The sequence below is a fragment of the Pseudoruegeria sp. SHC-113 genome (assembly GCF_025376885.1).
In the GTDB taxonomy this organism is placed as follows: Bacteria; Pseudomonadota; Alphaproteobacteria; order Rhodobacterales; family Rhodobacteraceae; genus Pseudoruegeria.
The window spans coordinates 2,139,678-2,163,276 of the sequence record NZ_JAHUBR010000001.1; the positions used below are offsets into that span (position 1 = coordinate 2,139,678).

Below are 23,599 nucleotides of genomic sequence, written 5' to 3' on the forward strand. Positions count from 1 at the left end.
CCGTTTCAAGCAGCCCGCGCCTTGTGGCGGGCGTAGGCCTTGCTCCAGGCCTCTGCGAAGCCGAGCACCTCGGCCTCCGTTGTCTCCGGCCCCAGCGAAACGCGCACGGCCGAGGCCGCTTGTCGCTCATCAAAGCCCATAGCGCGCAGAACGGGGCTGGCTTTCACCTTGCCCGAAGAGCAAGCAGAGCCGGCCGAAATCGCGTAGCCCGCCAGATCCATCTGCATCACCTGTGTTTCGCCTTTCCAGCCCGGAACGAGAAAACAGCAGGTATTGGGCAACCGGCGCGCGCCTTTCCCGACAAAAATAATCTCCTTCGCGGATTCTGCCAGAGCATTTTCTAGAATGTTTCTAAGTTTTTCCACTCCGTCCCAGATCCCGGCCTCCAGATCGGCCTGCGCAGCCGTTGCCGCCGCGCCGAAACCGGCGATGCCGATCACGTTTTCCGTGCCCGAACGCCGCCCCATTTCCTGCCCGCCGCCCCGGATCTGCGCCGCCACATCCAGTCCCTGTTTCAGCACCAAAGCGCCCACACCCTTGGGCCCACCCAGTTTATGGGCCGAAATCAGCGCCATATCCGCGCCGCACCAGTTGAAGGCAAAAGGCAGCTTGCCGAAAGCCTGCGTCGCATCCGTAACCGCCAGCCCCTGCGGCAGATCCTGCACCATGCCCGTCTCGCTGTTGGCGGCCTGCAGGGTGCTGGCCGCCGGATCCGGCACCGCAACGCGCCCGTCTGCGTCCGCACTCAAGCGCGCGTCACACCAGCTGGCCACCGCATCATGTTCCACGCCCGCGCAAGCCAGCCCGCGTCCGGCCAGCGTCAACCCGGCAGCTTCCGTCGCGCCCGAGGTGAACACTATGTCGGCCCCATCGGCCCCGAAAGCCGCCGCCACCTGCGCGCGCGCCTTCTCGATCAAAGCCTTGGCCGCGCGCCCTTCGCCATGGACAGAAGACGGGTTCCCCGCCACATCCATCGCCGCGATCATCGCCGCCCGCGCCTCTGCCCTCAGCGGCGCCGTCGCATTGTAGTCAAGGTAAACGCGTTGGCGCATCACGAGCCCACTTTGTTCCAGAAATATCCCCGCCGGAGGCATCCCGCCCCCGCCACCAGCGCAAATGCCGGGCCGCTCATCCCTCGTCCACCACTTCAAACAGATGCGGGATCGCCGGGCAGGGCGTCAGCTCGTTCTTCACCACATCCGACAGCCGCGTCTGGTGCAAAAACACATATACATGGGCGGAAAGCCCTTCCCAGAGCCGGTTGGTCAGCGATTGCGCCCGACTGCCCGAAAGCGCGCCCGAGGCCCCTGCCCCCTTGTGCATGGCCGACACCGTCTCATCCACCGCGCCAAGGATCTCGGACACCCGAATGTCGCTCGCGGGCCGCGCCAGCCGGTAGCCGCCGCCGGGGCCGCGCACCGAGTCCACCAGTTCCGCCCGGCGCAGCTTCACGAACAGCTGCTCCAGATAGGGCAGCGAGATGTCCTGCCGCTTGCTGATCTCGGAAAGCGACACCAGCGCGTCGTCGGTCTGCAACGCCAGATCCGCCAGCGCCACCATCGCGTATCGGCCCTTGGTGCTGAGTTTCATTGCCCACATCCTGTAAATACATTGACGCCAGCCGCCTCAGCCCTTACTTCCATCAGGCCTGATCCGCGGCTTCGGCGCGGGATTAGAACCGTTCTAAGGAAGCTGACTCATTTCGTCAAGATTATGAGCGGCCAAAACAAAAGCAGGGACACGAATGCCCGAGGTTATCTTCCCGGGGCCGGAAGGCCGGCTCGAAGGACGCTACCACCCGCAAAAAGCGAAAGACGCACCGATCGCGATCGTGCTCCACCCGCACCCGCAGTTTGGCGGCACGATGAACAACCGGGTTGTCTACAACCTGCATTATGCCTTCTACAACATGGGCTTCACCGTGCTGCGCTTCAATTTCCGCGGTGTGGGCCGGAGCCAGGGCGAATACGATCAGGGCGTGGGCGAGCTTTCCGATGCCGCAAGCGCGCTCGATTACCTGCAGTCGATGAACTCCAACGCCAAGCATTGCTGGGTGGCGGGCTTCTCCTTCGGGGCCTGGATCGGCATGCAGCTTCTGATGCGCCGCCCGGAGATCACCGGTTTTGTCTCCGTGGCCCCGCCGGCCAATATGTATGATTTCAGCTTCCTCGCCCCTTGCCCCTCTTCGGGCCTGATCATCAACGGCAGCGCCGACCGCGTCGCGCCGCCGAAGGACACCGTTTCCTTGGTCGACAAGCTGCACGAGCAGAAGGGCATCACGATCACCCATCAGGAGATCGAGGGCGCGGGCCATTTCTTTGAAGATCCGCATATGGATACGATGATCGGCAATGTGGATGAATACGTCCGCCGCCGCCTGACGGAATCCTCCCGCTAAGGCTCCCGATGACAACGATCAACGAGCAGATCGCCGACGAACTGGCCCGTGAGGTGCTGGAGCTGATCGAGGCCACTGGTGATGACGAGATCGTCAACACCATTGCCAAGACGATCGGCGCCTCCTCCACCACGCTGGAGGAAAGCTTCCTCACCGCCGTGCGTGTGCGCCGCGCAGAAGTGCGCGCGCGGGCGCAGATCAAACAGGCCAAGGCCCTCGTGGCCAAGGCCGCACAGAAAGCCAAACCCGCCCCATGACAGCCACTGGCACGCCCCGCCTCGCAGCCCAATTCGCCTTTTTGGAAGAGGCCGACAGGCTGAAGGGGGTGGAGCGCGCCAATGTGCTGCAGGATCTGTCGCGCCCGGAAAACTCCGCCGAACACAGCTGGCACGCCGCGCTCTTTGCCTTTGTCCTTGCCGAAAGCGCGCCGCAGCCGGTGGACGCTCTGCGCGCCGCCGCCATGCTCCTGCTCCATGATCTGGTAGAGATCGACGCGGGCGATCACCCCATACACATCCCCGTCGATTCCGAGGCTGTGGCCCACGCGGAAGCCGCCGCGGCGCAGCGGCTTTTTGCGTTGCTGCCAGAAGATCTGGCGCAAGAGATGCACGCCCTTCGCGCCGAGTTTGAGGCCGGGCAAAGCACTGATGCCGCCTATGCGCGCCAAATCGACATCATCCAGCCCATCTTTCAGGTGCTGATGGCGCAAGCTCCCCTGCCCGATCACGTTGAGATCGCGCGGGACAACCTGCTTTCGGGCCGCGCCGCGCCTTTGGCGCAAAGCTGGCCCGAGGCCCATGACACAGCGCTTGGCCTGTTGAACGGCGCACCTCTACCGGACAGCGATTTCGCCCGCCGCCTGCGGTTCCTCTCCGAGGCCGACGCCCTGAAAACCGTGTTGCGTGCCACGCCCGTGCTGCAAGGTGCGCGGCCCGAGAACTCCGCCGAGCACAGCTGGCACCTCGCGCTCCACGCGCTGATCCTGCATGATCTCGCCGCGCCCGGCGTCGCGCGCGCGCGCATCATCGCCATGCTCCTTCTGCATGATCTCGTTGAAATCGACGCAGGTGACGCACCTATCCACGCCGCCTATGATGCCGCCGCACAGGACGCAAAGGAACAGGCCGCTGCCAAACGCCTGTTCGGGCTGCTGCCGTCTGCCCAAGGCGCGGAATTTCTGGCGCTCTGGCAGGAGTTCGAAGCGGCCCAAACGCCGGATGCGATCTTCGCGAAATCCATCGACCGGGTACAGCCGCTTTTCCTCAATCTCGCCTCAGGCGGCGGCAGCTGGCGGGAGTATAACGTCACGCTGGCGCAGCTAGAGCAGCGGGTCGGCGGCAAGGTCGCGCGCGGATCAGAGCCACTCTGGGCCTTCGCCCGCGCCCGCGTCGCGCCGTGGTTCGCGCAGGAAGCCGCCTCCTGATTTTTCGGTATACCGTCGCATACAGTCTTTCCCGCCCCCGCCTTTTCCGCTAGAAGGCGTGTAATTTCCAGACTCACACGCGAACGCCGAAAGAGGCCCCCATGACCAAGATCAAGGTTGAGAACCCCATCGTCGAGATGGACGGCGATGAGATGACCCGCATCATGTGGCAGTTCATCAAGGACAAGCTGATCCTGCCCTACCTCGATATCGATCTGCTCTATTACGATCTCGGCATCGAAGAGCGCGACCGCACCGATGATCAGATCACCGTGGACGCTGCCGAGAAGACGAAGGAAGTGGGCGTTGCCGTGAAATGCGCCACGATCACACCGGATGAGGCGCGGGTCGAGGAGTTCGGCCTCAAACGCATGTACCGCTCCCCCAACGGCACGATCCGCAACATCCTCGGCGGTGTGATCTTCCGCCAGCCCATCATCTGCAAGAACGTCCCCCGCCTCGTGCCGGGCTGGACGCAGCCCATCGTCGTGGGCCGCCACGCCTATGGCGATCAGTACCGTGCCACCGATTTCCACTTCCCCGGCGCGGGCAAGCTGACGCTGAAATTCGAAGGCGAAGACGGCTCGGTGATTGAGAAAGAGGTGTTCCAAGCGCCCGACGCGGGCGTGACGATGGCGATGTATAACCTCGACAAATCGATCTACGATTTCGCCCGCGCCTCCTTCAATTACGGGCTCAACCTGGGCTGGCCGGTGTATCTTTCCACCAAGAATACCATCCTCAAGGTATACGATGGCCGCTTCAAGGACATCTTCGCCGAAGTCTACGCCAATGAATTCGAAGAGAAATTCAAAGCCAAGGGCATCTGGTACGAACACCGCCTGATCGACGATATGGTCGCCTCCTGTCTGAAATGGTCCGGCGGCTATGTCTGGGCCTGCAAGAACTACGACGGCGACGTGCAGTCCGACACCGTCGCGCAGGGCTTCGGCTCGCTTGGCCTGATGACAAGCCAGCTGATGACCCCGGACGGCAAGATCGTGGAGGCCGAGGCGGCCCATGGCACCGTCACCCGCCACTACCGCCAGCATCAGGCCGGGCAGCAGACCTCGACGAACTCCATCGCCTCCATCTTCGCCTGGACGGGCGGGCTCAAGCACCGCGCCGCGCTCGACGGCAACGCCCAACTCACCCGTTTCGCCGAAACGCTGGAGAAGGTGATCGTGGACACCGTGGAAAGCGGCTTCATGACGAAAGATCTGGCCCTCCTCGTCGGCCCCGATCAGGGCTGGCTCACCACTATGGGCTTCCTTGAGAAGATCGACGAGAACCTGAACAAGGCTCTCGTGGGCTAAACGCCATACAACGGGCCGCCCCCATCCGGGCGGCCCTTTTTCGCTCCCTGCACCCATCGGGGGCTGGACAAACGTCAATTTTGGGTGTCAGAGGCGGCCATGACATTCCTTCTCGATCCCGCCACGCCCGAACGCCACTCTCTGTTTGAGGACGCTTTCGCGCTGCTCGTCGGCACCGCGCTGATGGCGTTGGCCGTGCAGATCCTGCAGGCCAGCGGGCTGATCACCGGCCAGATCGCGGGGCTTTCGCTGCTCACCTCCTATGCCACGGGCTACAGTTTCGGCGCGGTGTTCTTCGTGCTGAACCTGCCTTTCTACGCACTGGCCTTCCTGCGCATGGGCGCACGGTTCACGGCGAAAACCTTCTGCGCCGTCGCCCTGCTCACGCTGTTCACCGAACTGCTGCCCACTACGCTGCACTTTGAAAGCATCCAACCACTCACCGGCGCGCTGCTGGCGGGGGTTGTTTCGGGCGCGGGGCTGCTTGTGCTGTTCCGCCATGGGGCATCACTCGGCGGCGTCGGCATCGCCGCGCTCTTCCTGCAGGATCGCGTCGGCATCAAGGCGGGCTGGGTGCAGCTTGGCTTTGACGCCTGCGTCTTCCTGCTGGCCTTTTGGCTCTTCCCCGCACCCACGGTGCTCTATTCGCTCATCGGGGCGTTCGTCGTGAACCTCGTGATCGCCATGAACCACCGCCGCGACCGCTACATTGCGAGCTGACCCATGCCCCAGCATTACCTCTTCCTGATCGCCGCCATTCTGGCTGAAACCGTCGGCACCACGGCGCTGCAGGCCAGCCAGCAGTTCACGCGACTCGTGCCGTCCGTGATCGTCGTCGTGGCCTATGCGCTGGCCTTCTACCTGCTCTCGCTCACGCTGAAGGTGATGCCGGTGGGCATCGTCTATGCGATCTGGTCTGGGCTGGGGATCGTTTTCATCGCGCTGATCGGCTTTCTGGCCTTCGGTCAGCGGCTGGATCTCCCGGCCATCATCGGCATCAGCCTCGTGCTGGCCGGGATCCTCGTGATCCACCTGTTTTCCAAAACCGCCGGGCACTGAAGCCCCCCACCTGACAAGCCGCGCGTGAAACGCAACGCTGCGTTGCGGCGTTTTTACTGGCCTTTTCCGCAAAGTCAGGTTAGGGCGCGCGGGAACAGTTATGAGGCAGGCCCAATGGACCTTCGCAATATTGCAATCATCGCGCACGTTGACCACGGCAAGACCACCCTCGTGGACGAGCTGCTGAAACAGTCCGGCGCGTTCCGTGAAAACCAGGCCGTGGCAGAAAGAGCCATGGATTCCAACGATCTGGAGCGTGAGCGCGGCATAACGATCCTTGCCAAGGCCACCTCGGTGGAGTGGAAAGGCACGCGCATCAACATCGTCGACACCCCCGGCCACGCCGATTTCGGCGGCGAGGTGGAGCGCATCCTGAGCATGGTGGACGGCGTTGTCCTGCTGGTGGACGCTGCTGAAGGCCCGATGCCGCAGACGAAATTCGTCACCTCCAAGGCGCTTGCCCTCGGCCTGCGCCCGATCGTCGTGGTCAACAAGGTCGACAAGCCAGACGCCGAGCCCGACCGCGCGCTGGATGAATGCTTTGATCTTTTCGCTGGCCTTGACGCAACCGACGAGCAGCTCGATTTCCCCTCCATGTATGCCTCCGGCCGCGCCGGCTGGGCCGATATGGAGCTTGACGGCCCGCGCAAGGATCTCTCCGCGCTGTTTGACCTCGTCGTCGAGCACGTCCCGGCCCCGCGCCAGGTTGAGAACCGCGACAAACCCTTCCGCATGCTGGCCACGACGCTCGGCAGCGATCCTTTCATCGGCCGCATCCTCACGGGCCGCGTGGAAAGCGGCACGCTGAAAACCGGCGACACGCTGAAAGCGCTGTCGCGCGAAGGCAACCGGATCGAGCAGTTCCGCGCCTCAAAGATCCTCGCCTTCCGCGGCCTCTCCCAGCAGCCGATCGACGTGGCCGAGGCCGGCGACATCGTGACGATTGCCGGCATGACGACGGCCACCGTGGCCGACACGCTCTGCGCGCCGGAAATCGACATCCCGCTGCCTGCCCAGCCGATCGACCCGCCCACCATCACCGTGACCTTCGGCATCAACGACAGTCCGCTGGCGGGCCGCGACGGCAAGAAGGTGCAATCGCGCGTGATCCGCGAGCGCCTGATGAAGGAAGCCGAGCAGAACGTGGCGATCCGCGTCACCGACACCCCCGGCGGCGAAGCCTTCGAGGTCGCTGGCCGCGGCGAACTTCAGATGGGCGTGCTGATCGAGAACATGCGCCGCGAAGGGTTCGAGCTGTCGATCTCCCGCCCGCAGGTGCTTCTGCGCGAGGAAAACGGCCAGCGCCTTGAGCCGATCGAGGAAGTCACCATCGACGTGGACGACGAATACGCCGGAGCCGTGATCGAGAAAGTCACCGGCCCGCGCAAAGGCGACATGATCGAGATGCGCCAGAACGGCGGCAAGACCCGCATCATCGCGCACGTCCCGGCCCGTGGCCTCATCGGCTACCACGGCGAATTCCTCACCGACACCCGCGGCACCGGCGTGATGAACCGCGTGTTCCACGATTGGGCCCCGCACAAGGGCCAGATCCCGGGCCGCCGCGCCGGCGTGCTCATCTCGATGGAGAACGGCACCTCCGTGGCCTATGCGCTCTGGAACCTCGAAGAGCGTGGCAAGATGTTCATCGGCGCACAGGAAGCCGTGTACGAAGGCATGATTATCGGCGAGCACAGCCGCGACAACGATCTGGAAGTGAACCCGCTCAAGGGCAAGAAGCTCACCAACGTGCGCGCCTCCGGCACCGACGATGCCGTGCGCCTCACCACGCCCGTGCGCTACTCACTGGAAGAGGCCATCGCCTATATCGACGACGATGAGCTGGTGGAAGTCACCCCCAACGCGATCCGCCTGCGCAAGCGGTACCTCGACCCGCATGAACGCAAGCGCCAGGCCCGCGCGGCTAACGCTTAAGTTGAAAATGCGGGCATATGCCCAAGAAAGAGAACCCGGCGGCCACCGCCGGGTTTTTTTGTTGCTTAAGGTGTGTTACTTCCCGTTGCGTTAAGTGAGATCCGTGGCCAGGGCAGGCGTACGGTGAGGGAACGGTAAAATTGAGTACGGCTACACAGGACGGCGCGCGCCTAGCGCCCGTTATCCAACGCATTGCGTCTGCGGCTTTCGACCCCCGGCAGTGGCTCTGGGCCTTGGCGGAGCTACAGAAACTCCATGACGGCTGCAACGTGGTGATGTTCAGCCACGATCTGCGCACCGACATGTCGCTCGATCTGCTGCACGCGGGCTACGACCAGGCGATGATCGACAGCTACCTGGCCTATTACGGCGGCATCAACGTCTGGGCCGCGGGGTTTTCAGACATGGTCCCCGGAGAGGTGAAAACTTGCGCCGAAATCGTCTCCGATGAGGCCTTGCTGCGCACCGAGTTCTACAACGATTGGCTGCGCCCGCAGGAGGACATGCGCGGCGGCGCGGGCATGGTGATGCCGCTGGGCGACGGGCGGGTCGTGGCCGTGGCCGGCAGCCTGCGCCACAAGGATCGCGAGAAACGCGAGGCCCTGTTTGCCCGCGATCTGAAAGCGCTCACGCCCTTCCTGCGGCAATCGCTGCAGGCCAACCGCGAATTGTGCCAGACCGCCGAACTCACCTCCTCCGCCGAACTTGGGCTGGAGAGCGCGAACACGGCCCTTCTTGTCCTGCGGGACGATCGCCGCCTTGTCTATTGCAATGGCCGGGGCCAAAAGCTGGTGGAAGACGGGCGGCTTGTCGGGCTCGACATCGTCAACCGGCTGCGTTTCACCGATCCCGCCGCCAATTCGGCGCTCGCGCGCGCGCTCTTTGATCTGCGCCATTGCGAGCCCGGCATCGGCCTGCCGTTCTTCCTTGAAACGCAGGCAAAAGCGCCGCTTATGATGTGCCGCCCGCTGCAGATCCGGGGCAATGACACGGTGAACGCGCCGCTGCCCTTCCTCGATCAGACCCGCGATTACATGGCCCTGATGATCACCCCGGTGCGCGAAAGCCTCGCGGTGGCATGATCTTTGCGCCGGAAAGGAAAACGGGGGCCGCTTGGCCCCCGTTTCTCATTCACTTGTCTCGACGATAAGCAATTCGCGTTCCGACGCCCCACGCGCATGGCTCAGGGCTTCCTGATAGGTATCAGACCGATAACAGGCCTCTGCGGCCTCCACGGAAGGAAACCGCGCCACGACGTTGCGCGGGCGCTCTTTGCCTTCAAGCTGCACGTAACGCCCGCCGCGCGCGATGAATTCCCCGCCGTGCTCGGCAATGGCGACCGTCGCGAGCTTGGCGTATTTGCCATAGGCTTCCTCGTCGGTCACCGTGACATGTGCAATCCAGAGCGCGCCCATATCAGCCTCCGATCACGGCTTCAGCGGCCTTGATGGCGGCTTCAGCATTGGCAGCGTCCTTGCCGCCACCCTGCGCCATATCGGCCCGGCCACCGCCGCCCTTGCCGCCCAGTTCAACCACCGCCGCACGGACCAGATCCACGGCCGAAAGCTGGCCCGTCAGATCCTCCGTCACACCGGCCGCCACGGCCGCCTTGCCACCGGCATCGGCAATCAGCAGCACCGCGCCGGACCCAAGCCGCGCTTTGTGCTCGTCGATCAGCGCCGGAAGATCCTTGCCGGAGACGCCCGTGAGCGCCTGCGCGAGGAATTTCACGCCATTGATCTCCTTGGCCTCGGCACCGCCCGCGCCACCCGAGCCACCGCCCATGGCCAGCTCGCGGCGCAGTTGCGCCACTTCGTTCTGCAGCGCCTTGCGCTCGTCCAGCAGCGCTTTCACGCGCTCCTCGATCTCGGCAGCCTGGCTTTTCAGCAGCCCGGCCACGGCAGACACCTTGCGATCCTGCGCGTTCAGATGCGCCAGCGCCGCCGCCCCGGTGAGCGCTTCGATCCGGCGCACGCCCGCAGAGGAGGCACTGTCGCCCGTCAGCACGAAAGCGCCGATGTCGCCGGTCTGGCGCACATGTGTGCCGCCGCAAAGCTCCAGCGAATAGGTGTCGCCACCAACGCCCTTGCCCGAGCCGGTTTCAGTGCCCATGGAGACCACGCGCACCTCATCGCCGTATTTCTCACCAAACAGCGCCTGCGCGCCCAGCTCACGGGCCTCATCCGGTGTCATGATCCGGGTTTCGACGCGGCTGTTCTGGCGGATGTAGGCGTTCACCTCGGCATCGACCTGCGCGATTTCCTCGGCCGACAGCGCCTTGCCATGGCTGAAGTCAAAGCGCAGACGGTCCGGCGCGTTGAGCGAGCCGCGCTGTGCCACGTGATCGCCCAGCGTGTTGCGCAGCGCCTCATGCAGCAGGTGCGTGGCGGAGTGGTTGGCCCGGATCGTGCCGCGCCGCGCGTGATCGACGCGCAGCTCCAGCGCATCACCCACCGCAAGCCCGCCTTTGCCGGCCACCAGCTTATGGGCAAAAACGCCACCCGCCATTTTCTGCGTATCCGCGATCACCCCTGCGCCGCCCGGTTTCAGATAGGTGCCAGAGTCGCCCACCTGGCCACCGGATTCGGCGTAATACGGCGTCTGATTGATCACCATCCAGCCCTCTTCGCCCTCCGCAAGGCTCGCCTTGGCCGCGCCCTCCTGCACGATGGCCAGCACCTGGCCTTCCGCAATTTCGGTGTCATAGCCAAGGAATTCCGTCGCGCCGTGCGTCTCGGCCAGATCGTACCAGATCGCCGCATCCGCCGTTTCGCCGGAGCCCGACCACGCAGCGCGCGCCTTGGCCTTCTGCTCGGCCATGGCCGCATCAAAGCCATCGGTGTCGACCGTGCGGCCCTTTTCACGCAGAGCGTCCTGCGTCAGGTCGAGCGGGAAGCCGTAGGTATCGTAGAGCTTGAATGCCGCCGCGCCCGGCAGAGCCGCGCCTTCGGCGAGCCCGTCGAGCTCGTCATCCAGCAGCCGCAGGCCACGATCCAGCGTGGTGCGGAAGCGGGTTTCTTCCAGTTTCAGCGTTTCTTCGATCAAGGCCTGTGCCTGACGCAGTTCGGTGAAATGGCCACCCATCTGCTGCACGAGCGCTGGCACGAGGCGATGCATCACCGGATCCTTCGCGCCCAGAAGATGCGCGTGGCGCATGGCGCGGCGCATAATGCGGCGCAGCACGTAACCGCGGCCCTCGTTGGACGGCATCACGCCATCGGCAATCAGGAACGAGACCGAGCGCAGGTGGTCGGCGATCACGCGGTGATGCACATTGCCGGGGCCGTCCGGATCCTGGCTGGTGGCATGTGCCGAGGCCTCGATCAGCGCGCGCATCAGATCGGTGTCGTAGTTGTCGTGCTTGCCCTGCAGCAGCGCGCCGATGCGCTCCAGCCCCATGCCGGTGTCGATCGAGGGCTTGGGCAGGTTCTCGCGGCGGCCGTCTTCGAACTGCTCGAACTGCATGAACACGAGGTTCCAGATCTCGATGAAACGGTCGCCATCCTCTTCCGGGCTGCCCGGAGGGCCACCCCAGATGTGATCGCCGTGATCGTAGAAGATCTCGGTGCAGGGGCCGCAGGGGCCGGTCGGGCCCATGGACCAGAAGTTGTCGTTCGTGGGGATGCGGATGATGCGCTCATCGGGCAGGCCCGCGTATTTCTTCCAGATTGCGGCCGCTTCATCATCGGTGTGGTAGACCGTCACCAGCAGGCGGTTCTTGTCGATCCCGTATTCCTTGGTGATCAGATCCCAGGCGAAGGGGATCGCCTCTTCCTTGAAGTAATCGCCGAAGGAGAAGTTGCCAAGCATCTCGAAGAACGTGTGGTGGCGCGCGGTGTAGCCGACGTTGTCCAGATCGTTGTGCTTGCCGCCGGCGCGCACGCATTTCTGCGAGGTGGCCGCGCGCGAATAATCGCGCTGCTCGACGCCGGTGAAGACGTTCTTGAACTGCACCATGCCCGCGTTGGTGAACATCAGCGTCGGGTCATTGCGCGGGACGAGCGGCGAGGAGTCGATCACGGCGTGATCGTTGCGGCCAAAATAGTCCAGGAAGGTGGAGCGGATATCGTTCAGGCTCGGCATGTGCGGCTGGGTTCCGGAGCTGTTATTTCAAAGGGTCAGCCCCGTTTATCGCCGCACCGCCGCGCTGTCCACCGCGAACGGAAAAAGCCGCCCCACGGAAACACCTTGGGGCGGCTTTCGATGCAGTGCTCTGACTGGATCAATCGTCCAGAACGTCCACCGGATCGCTGTCGTCTGAGTCGAACTCCAACCCATGCGCCGCTCGGATCTTGTCCTCGATCTCGATCGCAATGGGCGCGTTTTCCTTCAGAAAGGTCTTGGCGTTCTCACGCCCCTGCCCGATCCGCTGGTCGCCATAGGAGAACCAGGAGCCGGACTTGTCGACGACGCCGGCTTTCACGCCCAGATCAAGCAATTCGCCCGTCTTGGAGATCCCCTCGCCATACATGATGTCGAACTCGACCTGTTTGAACGGCGGCGCGACCTTGTTCTTCACCACTTTCACGCGGGTCTGGTTGCCCACGACCTCATCACGGTCCTTCACCGAACCGATGCGGCGGATATCGAGCCGGACGGAGGAGTAGAATTTCAGCGCGTTGCCGCCGGTGGTGGTTTCGGGGCTCCCAAACATCACGCCGATTTTCATCCGGATCTGGTTGATGAAAATCACCATGCAGTTGGAACGCGCGATGGAGCCCGTCAGTTTGCGCATCGCCTGGCTCATCAGCCGGGCTTGGACGCCAACGGAGCTGTCGCCCATATCGCCTTCGAGTTCCGATTTCGGCGTCAGCGCAGCCACGGAGTCCACCACGACCATGCTCACCGCACCGGAGCGCACCAGCGTGTCGGTGATCTCAAGCGCCTGCTCGCCGGTGTCGGGCTGCGAAATCAGCAGTTCGTCCAGATCCACGCCCAGCTTCTTGGCGTATTGCGGATCGAGCGCATGCTCGGCGTCCACGAAGGCACAAACGCCGCCTTTTTTCTGCTCTTCCGCCACGCAATGCAGCGTCAGCGTCGTCTTGCCCGAGCTTTCAGGCCCGTAGATCTCGATGATACGGCCCTTGGGCAGGCCGCCGATGCCAAGGGCGATATCCAGCCCGAGGGAGCCGGTGGAGGTCGCCTCGATCTCCTGGACCGCGCCTTCCTGGCCGAGCTTCATGATGGAGCCCTTGCCGAACTGGCGTTCGATCTGGGCCAAGGCCGAATCGAGGGCCTTCTGTTTGTCTGCGCTGCGTTTGTCTGTCATGCTCAAAAGATCTGCCGTCGCCATTGTCTGACCCCTTATTCCACACCCGATCGCGGGCGGCAATTCCTGTTATGTTCGCCTCTTGTTCTCATATCTATGAGCACAAAGTGAGAACATTTCAACTAAAATTTTCATCCCCATTAAGCCGCACGATGGGTTAAAGCTTGGTTTAAATGCAGCCGGTGTCTGCAAAAATCGTGAGGCGGAAGGGTAAGAATGCTTGTTTTTAACAAGGAGAGGCTTGTGATCCTGTCGGTTCCCAAGACAGGCAGCACCGCGCTTCAGGCCGCGCTTGGAGATGCGGCCGATCTCATCGTGCGCGATCCGCCCCTCCTGAAACACGCGCCGCTCTATCGCTACCACCGGTTTTTCAAACCCATGCTGGAAAAATTCTGCGGTCCGATGGAGCTTGTCGCCGTCATCCGTGAGCCGCTGGACTGGATGGGGAGCTGGTATCGCTACCGGGCGCGGCCCTATCTTTCGGGCACGGAGAACAGCACCGAAGAGATCGATTTCGGCACTTTCCTGACGGGTTACATGAGCGATCCGAAACCGCCCTATGCCGAGATCGGCGCGCAAAGCAAATTCGTGGCCCGCAAGGATGGTACGCCCGGCGTCGATCACCTGTTTGCCTATGAGGAGCCGGAGCACTTGCAACGCTTCCTCGAAGAACGTCTGGAGCGCAGTCTCGTGACGGAACGGCTCAACGTGTCCCCGCCGCGCGTATTGGACGCCGAGGCCGAAGTGATCGCGCGGTTTCGCGAGCGCCACAAGGCCGAGTTCGATCTCTGGAACAGCGCGCGACGTGGCAATGGCGTTTCGGATTGAGCTTGAATCGCGTCTTCGCTGCCTCTCCCTTCGGTCGAACGCGAAAAGCGATGCGCGATGTGTGAGGTTAAATCCAAAACGCTCTAATGCAACTGGCGGTGCACTGTCGCCGTCAGATCGTTGAGCGAGAACGGTTTGGGCAGGAACACCGAATTCGGGATCTGTTCATCGACTTCTGACAATTCGGCCTCCGCGTAGCCAGACACGAAAACCACCTTCACACCCGGCCGTTTCACGAGCGCTTCTCGAACCCAGGCAGGGCCGTTCTGCCCGGGCATGATCACATCGGACACGAAAACATCCACCTTAAGCGCCTCATCCGCGAGGATCCGCTTGGCGCTTTCGGCATCTTCCGCCTCCAGCACAGTATAACCGCGCAGACGCAGGGCCCGCGAGGCGAAGGCCCGCACCGGCTCTTCGTCCTCCACAAGCAAAACCACGCCCTGCTCCACCGGGCTGGCCGCTTTTTCACGCACCTCCGCCATGGCCGGCGCGATCTCCGTCTCCAGTTCGGGGTCGACCGACGGCAGGTAGATCGAGAAACAGGCCCCCTGCCCGGGCGCGCTTTCCGCAAAGACAAATCCGCCGCTTTGCTTGATGATCCCGTAGACCGTAGACAAGCCGAGCCCGGTGCCCTCGCCTGTGGCCTTGCTGGTGAAAAACGGCTCAAACACCTTGTCGAGGTTTTCGGCTGGAATCCCAGTGCCGCTGTCGATCACGCGGATAATCGAGTAATTGCCCGGTGGAATTTCAGCGCGGCCCTTTTGCAGTGGTGCGCGGATCGTGCGGCTCGTCGTCTCGATGGCGATTGTGCCGCCGTCTGGCATGGCGTCGCGCGCGTTCACCACGAGGTTCATCATCACCTGTTCGATCTGGCGCACATCGGCCTTCACGAGGCCGACATCGGGATCGTGATTGAAACTCAGGCGCACTTTCTCACCCACCAGCCGGTTCAGCAGATGGGTCAGATCCGACAGGCACGCCCGCAGATCCACTTTTTCCAGCCGCATCTTCTGCTTGCGCGAAAAGGCCAGAAGCTGGCCAACAAGGCTGGCCGCGCGGTTCGCGTTCTGGGCGATCTGTTCGAGGTCGGCGTAATCCGGATCATCCTTGGCGTGTTTGAGCAAAAGCAGATCGCAGTGGCCGGAAATCGCGGTGAGCAAGTTGTTGAAATCATGGGCAACCCCACCTGCCAACTGGCCAATGGCCTGCATCTTCTGGCTCTGGACGAACTGCGCCTCCAGCGTTTTCAGCTCTGTAGCGTCGTTGAGCACGATTAGCCGAAGCCCTTCGCGTTCCGCCGCCGCGATGGTGGCATGAACAAACCGCTCCTCCGGCACATTCGCGATCTTCAGAAGCTCGGCCTTCTGCCGCTCACTGGGGCGGGAGGCCGTGGCCACCCAATCCGCCATCGGGCGAACGACTCCCTTCAACAGATCCTCAAGCGCCGGTTTCGCGCGGAGGCTCTGCGGCAGCAGTGCGCGCGCGCGCCGGTTCATATGGGCAACATTGCCCTGCGCATCCAGAAGCAGGGCCGCCACCGGAAGCAGTTCCACATCCACCGAGCGCAGGGGCTCGCCTTCGGGCGCGGTATCGCCCGGTGGCAGAAAATACACCTCCTGCCGGTTTCCCGCGCCTTCAATACGCAGCACATCCACCCAGAGCGGGCCATCCTGACCGTGGATCCGGCAGCGCCCGGAGGCCTCTGCCGCATCGGCGTCCAGAAGCTCTGAAAGCCCGCGCACACGGCGGCCAACGATGCGCCGCATGGCTTCGTTCATGAACAGGATCGTGCCCTTGCCGCTGGCCATGAGCATTGGAAGCGCGATCCCATCGGTGCCCTGCCCGTTGGCATGAGTTGCAAAAACATCCTCGAACCGCCAGAGGAACCCTTCCTCCGCCAGCCGGTGCACCATGAGCCGCATGTGGCCCTTGCGCGTCACCACATCCTCGCGCGCGCTGCCTTCGGCCTGGGCCTTTTTATGTAAGGCCTGCATCACATGTTCGGGCCGCGCGAAAACGGCGCGGAAGATGCTGGAGAGCGGCTTGCCGAGGGCGAGCGGATAAAGCGCCTGCGCGGCCGCATTGCCATGGCGCACGGCCCCATCCACATCCGTCACGAAGCTGGGGGCCGCGTCATGCTCGATGAAGGCGGCGATGATAGCGAGCTGGCTTTTCTGCTGGCGTGATTGCCGCAAGCTGGAAATCAGAACGACCAAAACCGCCCCAAGCATCGAAAGCCCGATCGCGGCAAGCGGCACGCGCAGTTGACCCGCAGGGGCCTGCCAGGCCGCCACCACGAAGAGCGCGGCCAGAACGAGCAGCACGGAGACCCGCGCGCCCTTGAGGGCCGCAGGCGGGGCGGCGGGCACCGGCTGGTGCGAAACCTGCTGGGGGGGATTGGCCGAATCTGACACGTTTGCTCCGCTTTTCCCGCGCCGTTCGAGGCGCTCGCCCCATATCAGGCAAAAAGCGTTAAGCGTTGCTTAAGCAAGCCGGGGAAAGGGACAATGCGAAGCGTTATTTGCGGCGCAGCACCGCCAGAAAGAAGCCGTCGCCCCCTTCAAGCGGGGTGAGGCTCAGGCTGTTTTCAAGCTGCCAGTCCGGCTGCGCCTTGCAGAATCGCGCCACCTGTTCGGCGTTTTCCTCGGCCAGCAGCGAGCAGGTGGCATAGGCCAGCGTGCCGCCGGGCTTCACGAGTTGCGCGCAGTCCAGCAAGATACCGGCCTGCACTTCAAGAAGCGCCTGTAAGTCATTCTCGAAAAAGCGCCATTTCGCATCGGGCGACCGCCGCCATGCGCCTGTGCCACTGCAGGGCGCATCCGCCAGAACCAGATCGAATGGCGCAGACTCTGAAAGCGCCTGCCGCGTGGCGGTGCCAATCTGAACGCCCGCACGCGCCGCGCGCGCGGGCAGATCCCTCATACGCGCGGTACTCACATCATGCGCCGTGTATTGCGCCTTGCAGCGCGCCGCCATGGCGAGGCTCTTGCCGCCGCCGCCAGCGCAGAAATCCAGCACGCGCCCGCCGTCCGGCAAAGGCAGCGCGTCCACCAGCGCCTGAGAGCCGGCATCCTGCAACTCCACCCCGCCGCTTTGATAGGCTTTGCTCGCCTGCACACGGCGGGCGTTCTCCGTCACCTCAAGCGCCGTCGGGGACAGCGGGTGGCTGCGGGTCTCGACCCCTTCCGAAAGCAAGGCTTCCTGAGCCTTTTCAACGCTCTGCCGCGCGATATTCACGCGCAGAAACACCGGCGCGCGGTGGCGAAGGGCTTCGGCAATCGGCGCGGCCGTCTTCCCGTGGGCGGCCTCAAAGCGGGGCCAAACCCAATCCGGAAGATCGCGTGCTTCGCTTTCGGGCAGATCCGCTCGATCCGGTAGCCGCGCAGCTTCGCCGCCCGTGAGCGGCGCGGGGGCGTGGCCTTCGCCGGTAAACACCTCCTCCAAAGGCTGATCGGCGCTGCGCAACGCCCCGATCAGCAGCCCGCGCCCGCTCATCGCTCCGCCGAGCCAGGCGAAGGAGCGTTTGCAGCGCAGCGCGTCAAAGACGTGATCGCGCACGGCGGCGCGATCCTTGGAGCCGGCAAAGCGGCTGCCACGCGCCCAGCCGGTGAGCGCTTTTTCAGCCGGCACACCATCGAGAACCTGATCGAGGATCCCGATGGCGGCGGCGATGCGGGCGGCGGGCGTCATGCGCGTGCCCTAGCCGATGCGGTAGTTGGGGCTTTCGCGGGTGATCTGCACGTCATGGACGTGGCTTTCTTTCAGCCCTGCGCCGGTGATGCGCACGAACTGGCAGTTGCTGCGCATCTCCTCGACCGTGGCACAGCCCGTGTAGCCCATTGCGGCGCGCAAGCCGCCGACGAGCTGGTGGATCACAGCGCCCGCGCTGCCCTTGTAGGGCACCTGGCCCTCGATGCCTTCCGGCACCAGCTTGTCGCTGGCCGCATCCTTTTGGAAGTAGCGGTCCGCCGAGCCGCGCGCCATCGCGCCGAGCGAGCCCATGCCACGGTAGCTTTTGAAGCTACGGCCTTGATACAGAATGACTTCTCCGGGGCTCTCATCGGTGCCCGCAATCATCGAGCCGACCATGGCGCAGGAAGCGCCCGCCGCGATGGCCTTGGCGAAATCGCCGGAGAACTTGATGCCACCATCTGCGATGATCGGCGTGCCGCTGTCGCGCGCGCCTGCGGCCGAATCCATGATTGCCGTCAGCTGGGGCACGCCCACGCCGGCCACCATGCGCGTGGTGCAGATGGAGCCCGGCCCGATGCCGACCTTCACCGCATCCGCGCCCGCGCCGATCAGTGCGCGGGTGGCTTCTGCCGTGGCCACGTTGCCGGCCACGATCTGCACCTCATTAGAAAGCCCCTTGGCACGTTCCACGGCCTTGGCGACGCCCTCGGAATGGCCATGGGCGGTGTCGATCACCACCATGTCCACGCCCGCATCGATCAGCGCCTGCGTGCGCTCAAAGCCCGCATCGCCCACCGTAGAGGCCGCCGCCACGCGTAGGCGGCCAAGGTGATCCTTCGTGGCAATCGGGTTCAGCACGGCCTGTTCGGTGTCGCGCAGCGTCAGCAGCCCGGTGAGCTTGCCTGCGCCATCGGTCACCAGCAGTTTTTCGATGCGGCGCGCCTTCATCAGGCTTTTGGCCTCATCCAGATCCGCGGGCTCTTGCAGCAGCGCCAGATCCTTGGAAGTCATCATCACCGACACCGGCGTCTTGTCGTCCGAGGCAAAGCGCATGTCGCGGTTCGTCACGATGCCCACAACGCGGCCCGCGCCATCCACCACCGGGAAGCCCGTCACGCGGTAGCGCTCCTGCAGGGCTTTCGCATCGGCGAGCGTCTGATCGGCGGTGAGCGTGATCGGGTTGTAGACAATCCCGCTTTCGAAGCGTTTCACCCGGCGCACTTCTTGCGCCTGCGCCTCAATATCAAGGTTGCGGTGGATCACCCCCATGCCGCCGGCCTGTGCCATGGCGATGGCCATCTTGGCCTCCGTCACGGTGTCCATTGCAGAGGACAGCAGCGGGATGTTCAGGCGGATCGACTTGGTCACATGAGTCGAGGTGTCGGCCGTATTCGGCAGCACGTTGGACGCGGCCGGGACAAGCAGGACATCATCGAAGGTGAGTGCCTCGCGAATCTCCATGAGGGGGCTCCTTGGATGCTTCGTTTGACGCGTCCCTATTGCATGAAGCCCGCAGGAGCGAAACCCCAATTCGTGCAAGCCTCTTGCCAAAGCGGCGCGAAGGCACAAGCATCGCGGCCATGACACAGCATGGCTACGACAGCGGGCGGCTCAACCTGCCCTTCACCGGGATCACCACCTTCGCACGTTCGCCTTACGTGGAGGATTGGGCCAGCATCGACGCCGATGCCGCCATCCTTGGCGCGCCGTTTGATGGCGGCACGCAATACCGCCCCGGCGCGCGCTTCGGCCCGCGCGCGGTACGGGAGGCTTCGACGCTCTTCACCTTCGGCCACGCCGGGGCCTATGACCATGAGGATGACGTCACCTACCTCGGCAAGGACGTGGGGCTGGTGGACATCGGCGATGCCGACATCGTGCACACCGACACGCTCGCAAGCCATCGCAACATCGAGTCCGGCGTGCGCGCGATCCTTGAGGCGGGCGCGTTGCCGGTGGTGATCGGCGGCGATCATTCGGTCAACATCCCGGCGATTAACGCTTTTGATAATGTCAGCGATATCCATATCTTGCAGATCGACGCTCATCTAGATTTCGTCGATGAACGCCACGGGGTGCGCTATGGCCACGGCAATCCGATGCGGCGCGCGGCAGAGAAGCCCTATGTGAGCGGGCTGACGCAGGTGGGTATCCGCAATGTCTCCTCCACCGCGAAGGAAGGCTATGACGCCGCGCGGGGGATCGGCAGCGATATTCTCTCGGTGCGGCAGGCGCGCAAGCTGGGCGCGCGCGGCGTGATCGAGCGCATTCCGGCCGGAGCCCTCGTCTATGTGACTCTCGACATCGACGCCTTCTGTCCCTCCATCGCGCCCGGCACCGGCACGCCGAGCCATGGCGGCTTTCTCTATTACGAGGTGCTGGAAATGCTGCAGGCCCTGAGCCAGCGCAACGAGGTGGTGGGGCTCGATCTGGTGGAGGTCGCCCCGGCCTATGATCCGGCAGGGGTCACGTCGATCCTCGCCGCGCAGGTGCTGATGAACACGTTGGGCTTTATCTTCCACGCCCGCATGGCCGGGGGCTGAGCGATGCGCGAGGCCAAGGCGCACCGAAGCTTGCGCCCGCTTGCCTTCCTGCTGGCCGGGCTTCTGGTGCTGGCGCTTGTCTTCTTTGGCGCGGCGCGGATCCTGAAAGCCAATGAGCAGGCCCGCGCCGCCGCGCGGCTGTCGCTCTATCACACCACGCTCTCGGAGGCGCTGGGGCGCTACAGCCACCTGCCCTTCTTGCTCGCCCGTGATCCTTTCGTGCAGCGCGGCACCGCCGGGATCGGCCTTGCAGCGCTGAACCGGCGGCTGGCAGAATTTGCCGAGCGCACCGATCTGGAGGCGATCTACGTGATGGATCCGAACGGGCTCACCATCGCGGCGTCCAACTACGCCGAACCCGTCACTTTCATCGGCAAAAGCTACGCCTTTCGCCCCTATTTCACCGAGGCCCGCGCGGGCGGCGCAGGCGAGTTCTTCGCCATCGGCGTCACCACGGGGCGGCCCGGTTATTTCCTCACCGAGCCCGTGCGCAACGAGGCGGGCGACATCACCGGCGTGATTGCCATCAAGGTCGACATCGCGCCGCTGGCCCGGCTCTGGGCCGATGGCGGAGAGACGCTCTTTGTCTCCAACCCCGACGGCGTGGTGATCCTCGCCTCCAACCCTGACTGGCAATACCGCACGCTGGCCCCCCTGCCCGAGTCCCGCCGCGCCGAGATCGCCAATGCGCGGCAATTCGCGGGCGAGCCGCTCGCGCCGCTGGGCTGGCAGGCCGTGGGCGCGGATGTGGCGCGGCTCGACGGGGTGCGCTACCTGCAGTCTGCCGCCCCGCTGGGCACGCTCGACTGGCGGCTAAACTACCTCGCGCCGGAGCGCGCGATCTGGGCCGGGGCCTTCGTGGCCTCCGGCGCGGCTGCTGTGCTCCTGCTGATCGTCACCGCGCTGGCGCTTTACTGGCGCGCGCGGCGCATTCGCACCGCGCTTGAGGCCTCGCAAGCCGACCGGCGCATCCTGCGCGCCACCAATGCCGCCTTGGAGCATGAAATCGAGGAACGCCGCGCCGCCGAAGTGCGCGCCGCCAAGGCGCAGGCCGAACTGGCACAAGCCTCCAAGATGGCCGCGCTGGGCCAGCTTTCGGCCTCCGTGACCCATGAGTTGGGCCAGCCGCTCTCCGCGATGCGCAATTTCCTCGTGGCGGCCGAGTTTGGCGCAAGCGAGAAGGAAACCCGCCTGCTGTGCCGGCTCGCTAGCCTCGTGGCGCGAATGGAAGCCATCACCCGCGAGTTGCGCTTCTTCGCCCGCCCCGGCAAGGATGCGCTGGCGGATGTGGCCTTGCGCGACGTGGCACAAGGCGCGCTCGAGATGGTGGAGGCCGATGCCAAGCTCGCCGGCGTGCGGCTTGTGATAGCTGAGGCCCACAAAGGGCTCACCGTGCGCGGCGACAGGCTGCGGCTGGAACAGGTGCTGGTGAACCTCCTGCGCAATGCGCTTGCGGCCAATGGCGAAACCGGCGGCACGCTGATCACGATCACGCTGGATCGCGCGGATGCGCAAGCCAGCGTTGCGGTGGCCGATCAGGGCCCCGGCCTTGGTGGAACGCCGCTTGCGCAGCTGCAGGAGCCCTTCCACACCACCCGCGCTTCCGGCGAGGGCATGGGGCTTGGGCTTGCCATTTCCACCGCGATCCTGAAAGAGCACGACGGCTGGCTGCGCGCCGAGGATGGTGCGCAAGGCGGGGCGGTGTTCAGCTTTGGCATGCCCGTGGCGGATGCGAAAGGATTGGCGGCATGAGTACGGAGCGGCTGAAGGCCCTCGTGGTGGATGATGACCGCAACATGCGGGAATCCCTCGTGGAATTGCTGGAAAGCGCAGGCTGGCAGGCCGAGGGGCTCTCCTCGGCGCGCCATGTGGCCGAGGCGCTTTCGCGCGCCACGCCCGATGCCATCGTTTCGGATGTGCGCATGCCCGGCATGAGCGGGCTGGAGCTTCTGGACAGCGTCACCGCCCAAGGCGGCCCGCCGGTGATCTTGATCTCGGCCCATGGCGATATTCCGATGGCGGTGGAGGCCATTCAGGCCGGGGCCTATACGTTTCTGGAAAAGCCCTTTGACCCGCGTCGTCTGCTCTCGGCCCTATCGCACGCGGCAGAGCAGCGGCGGCTCAAGCTCGGCACCGCGCGGCTGAAGGCCCGGCTCGCGCGGCTCTCGGGGCTGGACCGCATCCTGCTTGGCCAATCCCCCGCCATGATCGCCCTGCGTGACATGGTGCAGGATCTGGCCGAGACGCCCACCACCGTGCTGCTGCATGGCGAGACCGGCACCGGCAAGGATCTGGTGGCCCATGCGCTGCATGATCTTTCGCCGCGCTCGGATGCCCCTTTCATGGCGCTCTCCTGCGCCACGCTGCCGGCGGATCATTTCGAGGCCACGCTCTTTGGCCGCGCCGGCCAGCCCGGCCTTCTGGCGCGGGCCCATGGTGGCACGCTGTTTCTGGACGAGGTGGCCGCCTGCCCGCCGGATGCGCAGTCCAAACTGCTGCGCGTGATCGAGACTCGTGAATTCCGCACTCTGGACGATCCCACGCCGAGCCACGTGGATTTCCGCCTGCTTTCGGCCACCAATGAGGATCTCGATGCGGCCGTTCACGAGGGGCGCTTCCGGGGCGATCTGCTCTATCGCATCAACACGATGGTGCTGCGCCTGCCTGCCCTGCGCGAGCGCGCGGAAGACATCGCACTTCTGTTTGCCCATTTCACTGCGCTCTATGCTGCGCAGTTTGAGGCTGAACCGCCGGAGCTTGCCCCCGCCGACATGGCCGCTCTTCTGGCCCACGGCTGGCCCGGAAATGTGCGCGAGCTGCGCAATGTGGCGGAGCGTTTCGTGCTCGCGCTCAGGCGCGGGCCCGTAAGCCTGTCCGAGGTGATCTCGGCGCAAGGCAGCGCCCTGCCCGCCGCGCCCAGCACCCTGCGCGAAGCAGTGGCGGCCTTTGAGCGAGAACTGATCGCCAAGGCGCTGAAAGCCCATGCCGGGCGAATGGATGACGTTGCCGAAGCGCTGGGGATCGGGCGGCGGACGCTGAACGAGAAGATCGTGAAGCTGGGGCTGAACAAGGACGCAGTGCTGGTGGAGAACGGGTAGGCACTTTGAGCGCAACGGTAGCGCCGTCCCGAGG

The 23,599-nt window shown here is 64.4% G+C and carries 20 protein-coding genes; 12 read left to right on the forward strand and 8 right to left on the reverse strand.

The features are described 5' to 3' along the window. Nucleotides 1–5: 5 nt before the first annotated feature. Nucleotides 6–1,052: a cysteine desulfurase family protein gene (locus KVX96_RS10605; protein ID WP_261194392.1), complete on the reverse strand. Its 1,047-nt coding sequence runs from the start codon at nt 1,050–1,052 to the stop codon at nt 6–8. A 76-nt stretch (nt 1,053–1,128) separates the two neighbouring features. Beyond that, nucleotides 1,129–1,590 (reverse strand): Rrf2 family transcriptional regulator, encoded by a 462-nt coding sequence (locus KVX96_RS10610; RefSeq protein ID WP_261194394.1) that lies wholly within the window; start codon nt 1,588–1,590, stop codon nt 1,129–1,131. A 154-nt stretch (nt 1,591–1,744) separates the two neighbouring features. Between KVX96_RS10610 and KVX96_RS10615 the strand changes: the two genes are divergently transcribed. From KVX96_RS10615 to KVX96_RS10650, 8 genes are all read left to right on the forward strand, one after another. Continuing rightward, the gene (locus KVX96_RS10615) at nt 1,745–2,398 is read left to right on the forward strand and encodes an alpha/beta hydrolase (protein ID WP_261194395.1); all 654 of its coding nucleotides are present in this window, start codon (nt 1,745–1,747) and stop codon (nt 2,396–2,398) included. An 8-nt stretch (nt 2,399–2,406) separates the two neighbouring features. Beyond that, the gene (locus tag KVX96_RS10620; RefSeq protein ID WP_261194397.1) at nt 2,407–2,655 is read left to right on the forward strand and encodes a hypothetical protein; all 249 of its coding nucleotides are present in this window, start codon (nt 2,407–2,409) and stop codon (nt 2,653–2,655) included. Further along, complete coding sequence (locus KVX96_RS10625; protein WP_261194398.1) at nt 2,652–3,821, forward strand: HD domain-containing protein; 1,170 nt, start codon at nt 2,652–2,654, stop codon at nt 3,819–3,821. The genes KVX96_RS10620 and KVX96_RS10625 overlap by 4 nt, the downstream gene beginning before the upstream one ends. Nucleotides 3,822–3,922: 101 nt before the next feature. Continuing rightward, nucleotides 3,923–5,137: an NADP-dependent isocitrate dehydrogenase gene (locus KVX96_RS10630; protein WP_261194399.1), complete on the forward strand. Its 1,215-nt coding sequence runs from the start codon at nt 3,923–3,925 to the stop codon at nt 5,135–5,137. A 99-nt stretch (nt 5,138–5,236) separates the two neighbouring features. Further along, entirely contained in the window at nt 5,237–5,857 is a 621-nt protein-coding gene (locus KVX96_RS10635) for a YitT family protein (protein ID WP_261194400.1), read from the forward strand. Nucleotides 5,858–5,860: 3 nt separating this feature from the next. Beyond that, a complete protein-coding gene (locus tag KVX96_RS10640; protein WP_261194401.1) occupies nt 5,861–6,196 on the forward strand; it encodes a DMT family transporter in 336 nt (111 codons plus the stop codon). A gap of 114 nt (nt 6,197–6,310) precedes the next feature. After that, complete coding sequence (gene typA / locus KVX96_RS10645; RefSeq protein WP_261194402.1) at nt 6,311–8,131, forward strand: translational GTPase TypA; 1,821 nt, start codon at nt 6,311–6,313, stop codon at nt 8,129–8,131. A gap of 233 nt (nt 8,132–8,364) precedes the next feature. Continuing rightward, entirely contained in the window at nt 8,365–9,213 is an 849-nt protein-coding gene (locus KVX96_RS10650) for a hypothetical protein (protein ID WP_261194403.1), read from the forward strand. A gap of 45 nt (nt 9,214–9,258) precedes the next feature. On the opposite strand, the gene KVX96_RS10655 is transcribed toward KVX96_RS10650, so the two are convergent. The 3 genes from KVX96_RS10655 to recA all read right to left on the reverse strand — a co-directional run bounded on the left by KVX96_RS10655 (nt 9,259) and on the right by recA (nt 13,424). Next, nucleotides 9,259–9,546 carry a DUF1330 domain-containing protein gene (locus KVX96_RS10655; RefSeq protein WP_261194404.1) on the reverse strand — a complete coding sequence of 96 codons (288 nt, stop codon included), beginning with the start codon at nt 9,544–9,546 and terminating at the stop codon, nt 9,259–9,261. A 1-nt stretch (nt 9,547) separates the two neighbouring features. Next, nucleotides 9,548–12,214 carry an alanine--tRNA ligase gene (gene alaS / locus KVX96_RS10660; protein WP_261194405.1) on the reverse strand — a complete coding sequence of 889 codons (2,667 nt, stop codon included), beginning with the start codon at nt 12,212–12,214 and terminating at the stop codon, nt 9,548–9,550. 139 nt (nt 12,215–12,353) lie between these two features. Further along, entirely contained in the window at nt 12,354–13,424 is a 1,071-nt protein-coding gene (recA, locus tag KVX96_RS10665; RefSeq protein ID WP_314733112.1) for a recombinase RecA, read from the reverse strand. 192 nt (nt 13,425–13,616) lie between these two features. Between recA and KVX96_RS10670 the strand changes: the two genes are divergently transcribed. Beyond that, on the forward strand, nt 13,617–14,228 hold the full coding sequence (locus KVX96_RS10670) for a gamma-glutamyl kinase (protein ID WP_261194408.1): 612 nt from the start codon (nt 13,617–13,619) through the stop codon (nt 14,226–14,228). 83 nt (nt 14,229–14,311) lie between these two features. On the opposite strand, the gene KVX96_RS10675 is transcribed toward KVX96_RS10670, so the two are convergent. The 3 genes from KVX96_RS10675 to guaB form a co-directional block, all read right to left on the reverse strand. After that, nucleotides 14,312–16,645, reverse strand: coding sequence for an ATP-binding protein (locus KVX96_RS10675; RefSeq protein ID WP_261194410.1), 2,334 nt, complete (start codon nt 16,643–16,645; stop codon nt 14,312–14,314). Nucleotides 16,646–16,748: 103 nt separating this feature from the next. Then, nucleotides 16,749–17,921, reverse strand: a complete 1,173-nt coding sequence (locus KVX96_RS10680) for an RsmB/NOP family class I SAM-dependent RNA methyltransferase (RefSeq protein WP_261194411.1) — start codon at nt 17,919–17,921, stop codon at nt 16,749–16,751. 9 nt (nt 17,922–17,930) lie between these two features. Next, the gene (gene guaB / locus KVX96_RS10685) at nt 17,931–19,385 is read right to left on the reverse strand and encodes an IMP dehydrogenase (RefSeq protein WP_261194413.1); all 1,455 of its coding nucleotides are present in this window, start codon (nt 19,383–19,385) and stop codon (nt 17,931–17,933) included. 119 nt (nt 19,386–19,504) lie between these two features. On the opposite strand from guaB, the gene speB reads away from it, so the two are divergent. Genes speB through KVX96_RS10700 form a run of 3 tightly spaced genes read left to right on the forward strand, consistent with a single transcriptional unit; the run spans nt 19,505 to nt 23,565 of the window. Beyond that, entirely contained in the window at nt 19,505–20,467 is a 963-nt protein-coding gene (gene speB, locus KVX96_RS10690; protein ID WP_261194414.1) for an agmatinase, read from the forward strand. Between the two features lie 3 nt (nt 20,468–20,470). After that, nucleotides 20,471–22,219, forward strand: a complete 1,749-nt coding sequence (locus KVX96_RS10695) for a cache domain-containing protein (RefSeq protein ID WP_261194415.1) — start codon at nt 20,471–20,473, stop codon at nt 22,217–22,219. Continuing rightward, entirely contained in the window at nt 22,216–23,565 is a 1,350-nt protein-coding gene (locus KVX96_RS10700; RefSeq protein ID WP_261194416.1) for a sigma-54-dependent transcriptional regulator, read from the forward strand. The genes KVX96_RS10695 and KVX96_RS10700 overlap by 4 nt, the downstream gene beginning before the upstream one ends. Nucleotides 23,566–23,599 lie beyond the last annotated feature (34 nt).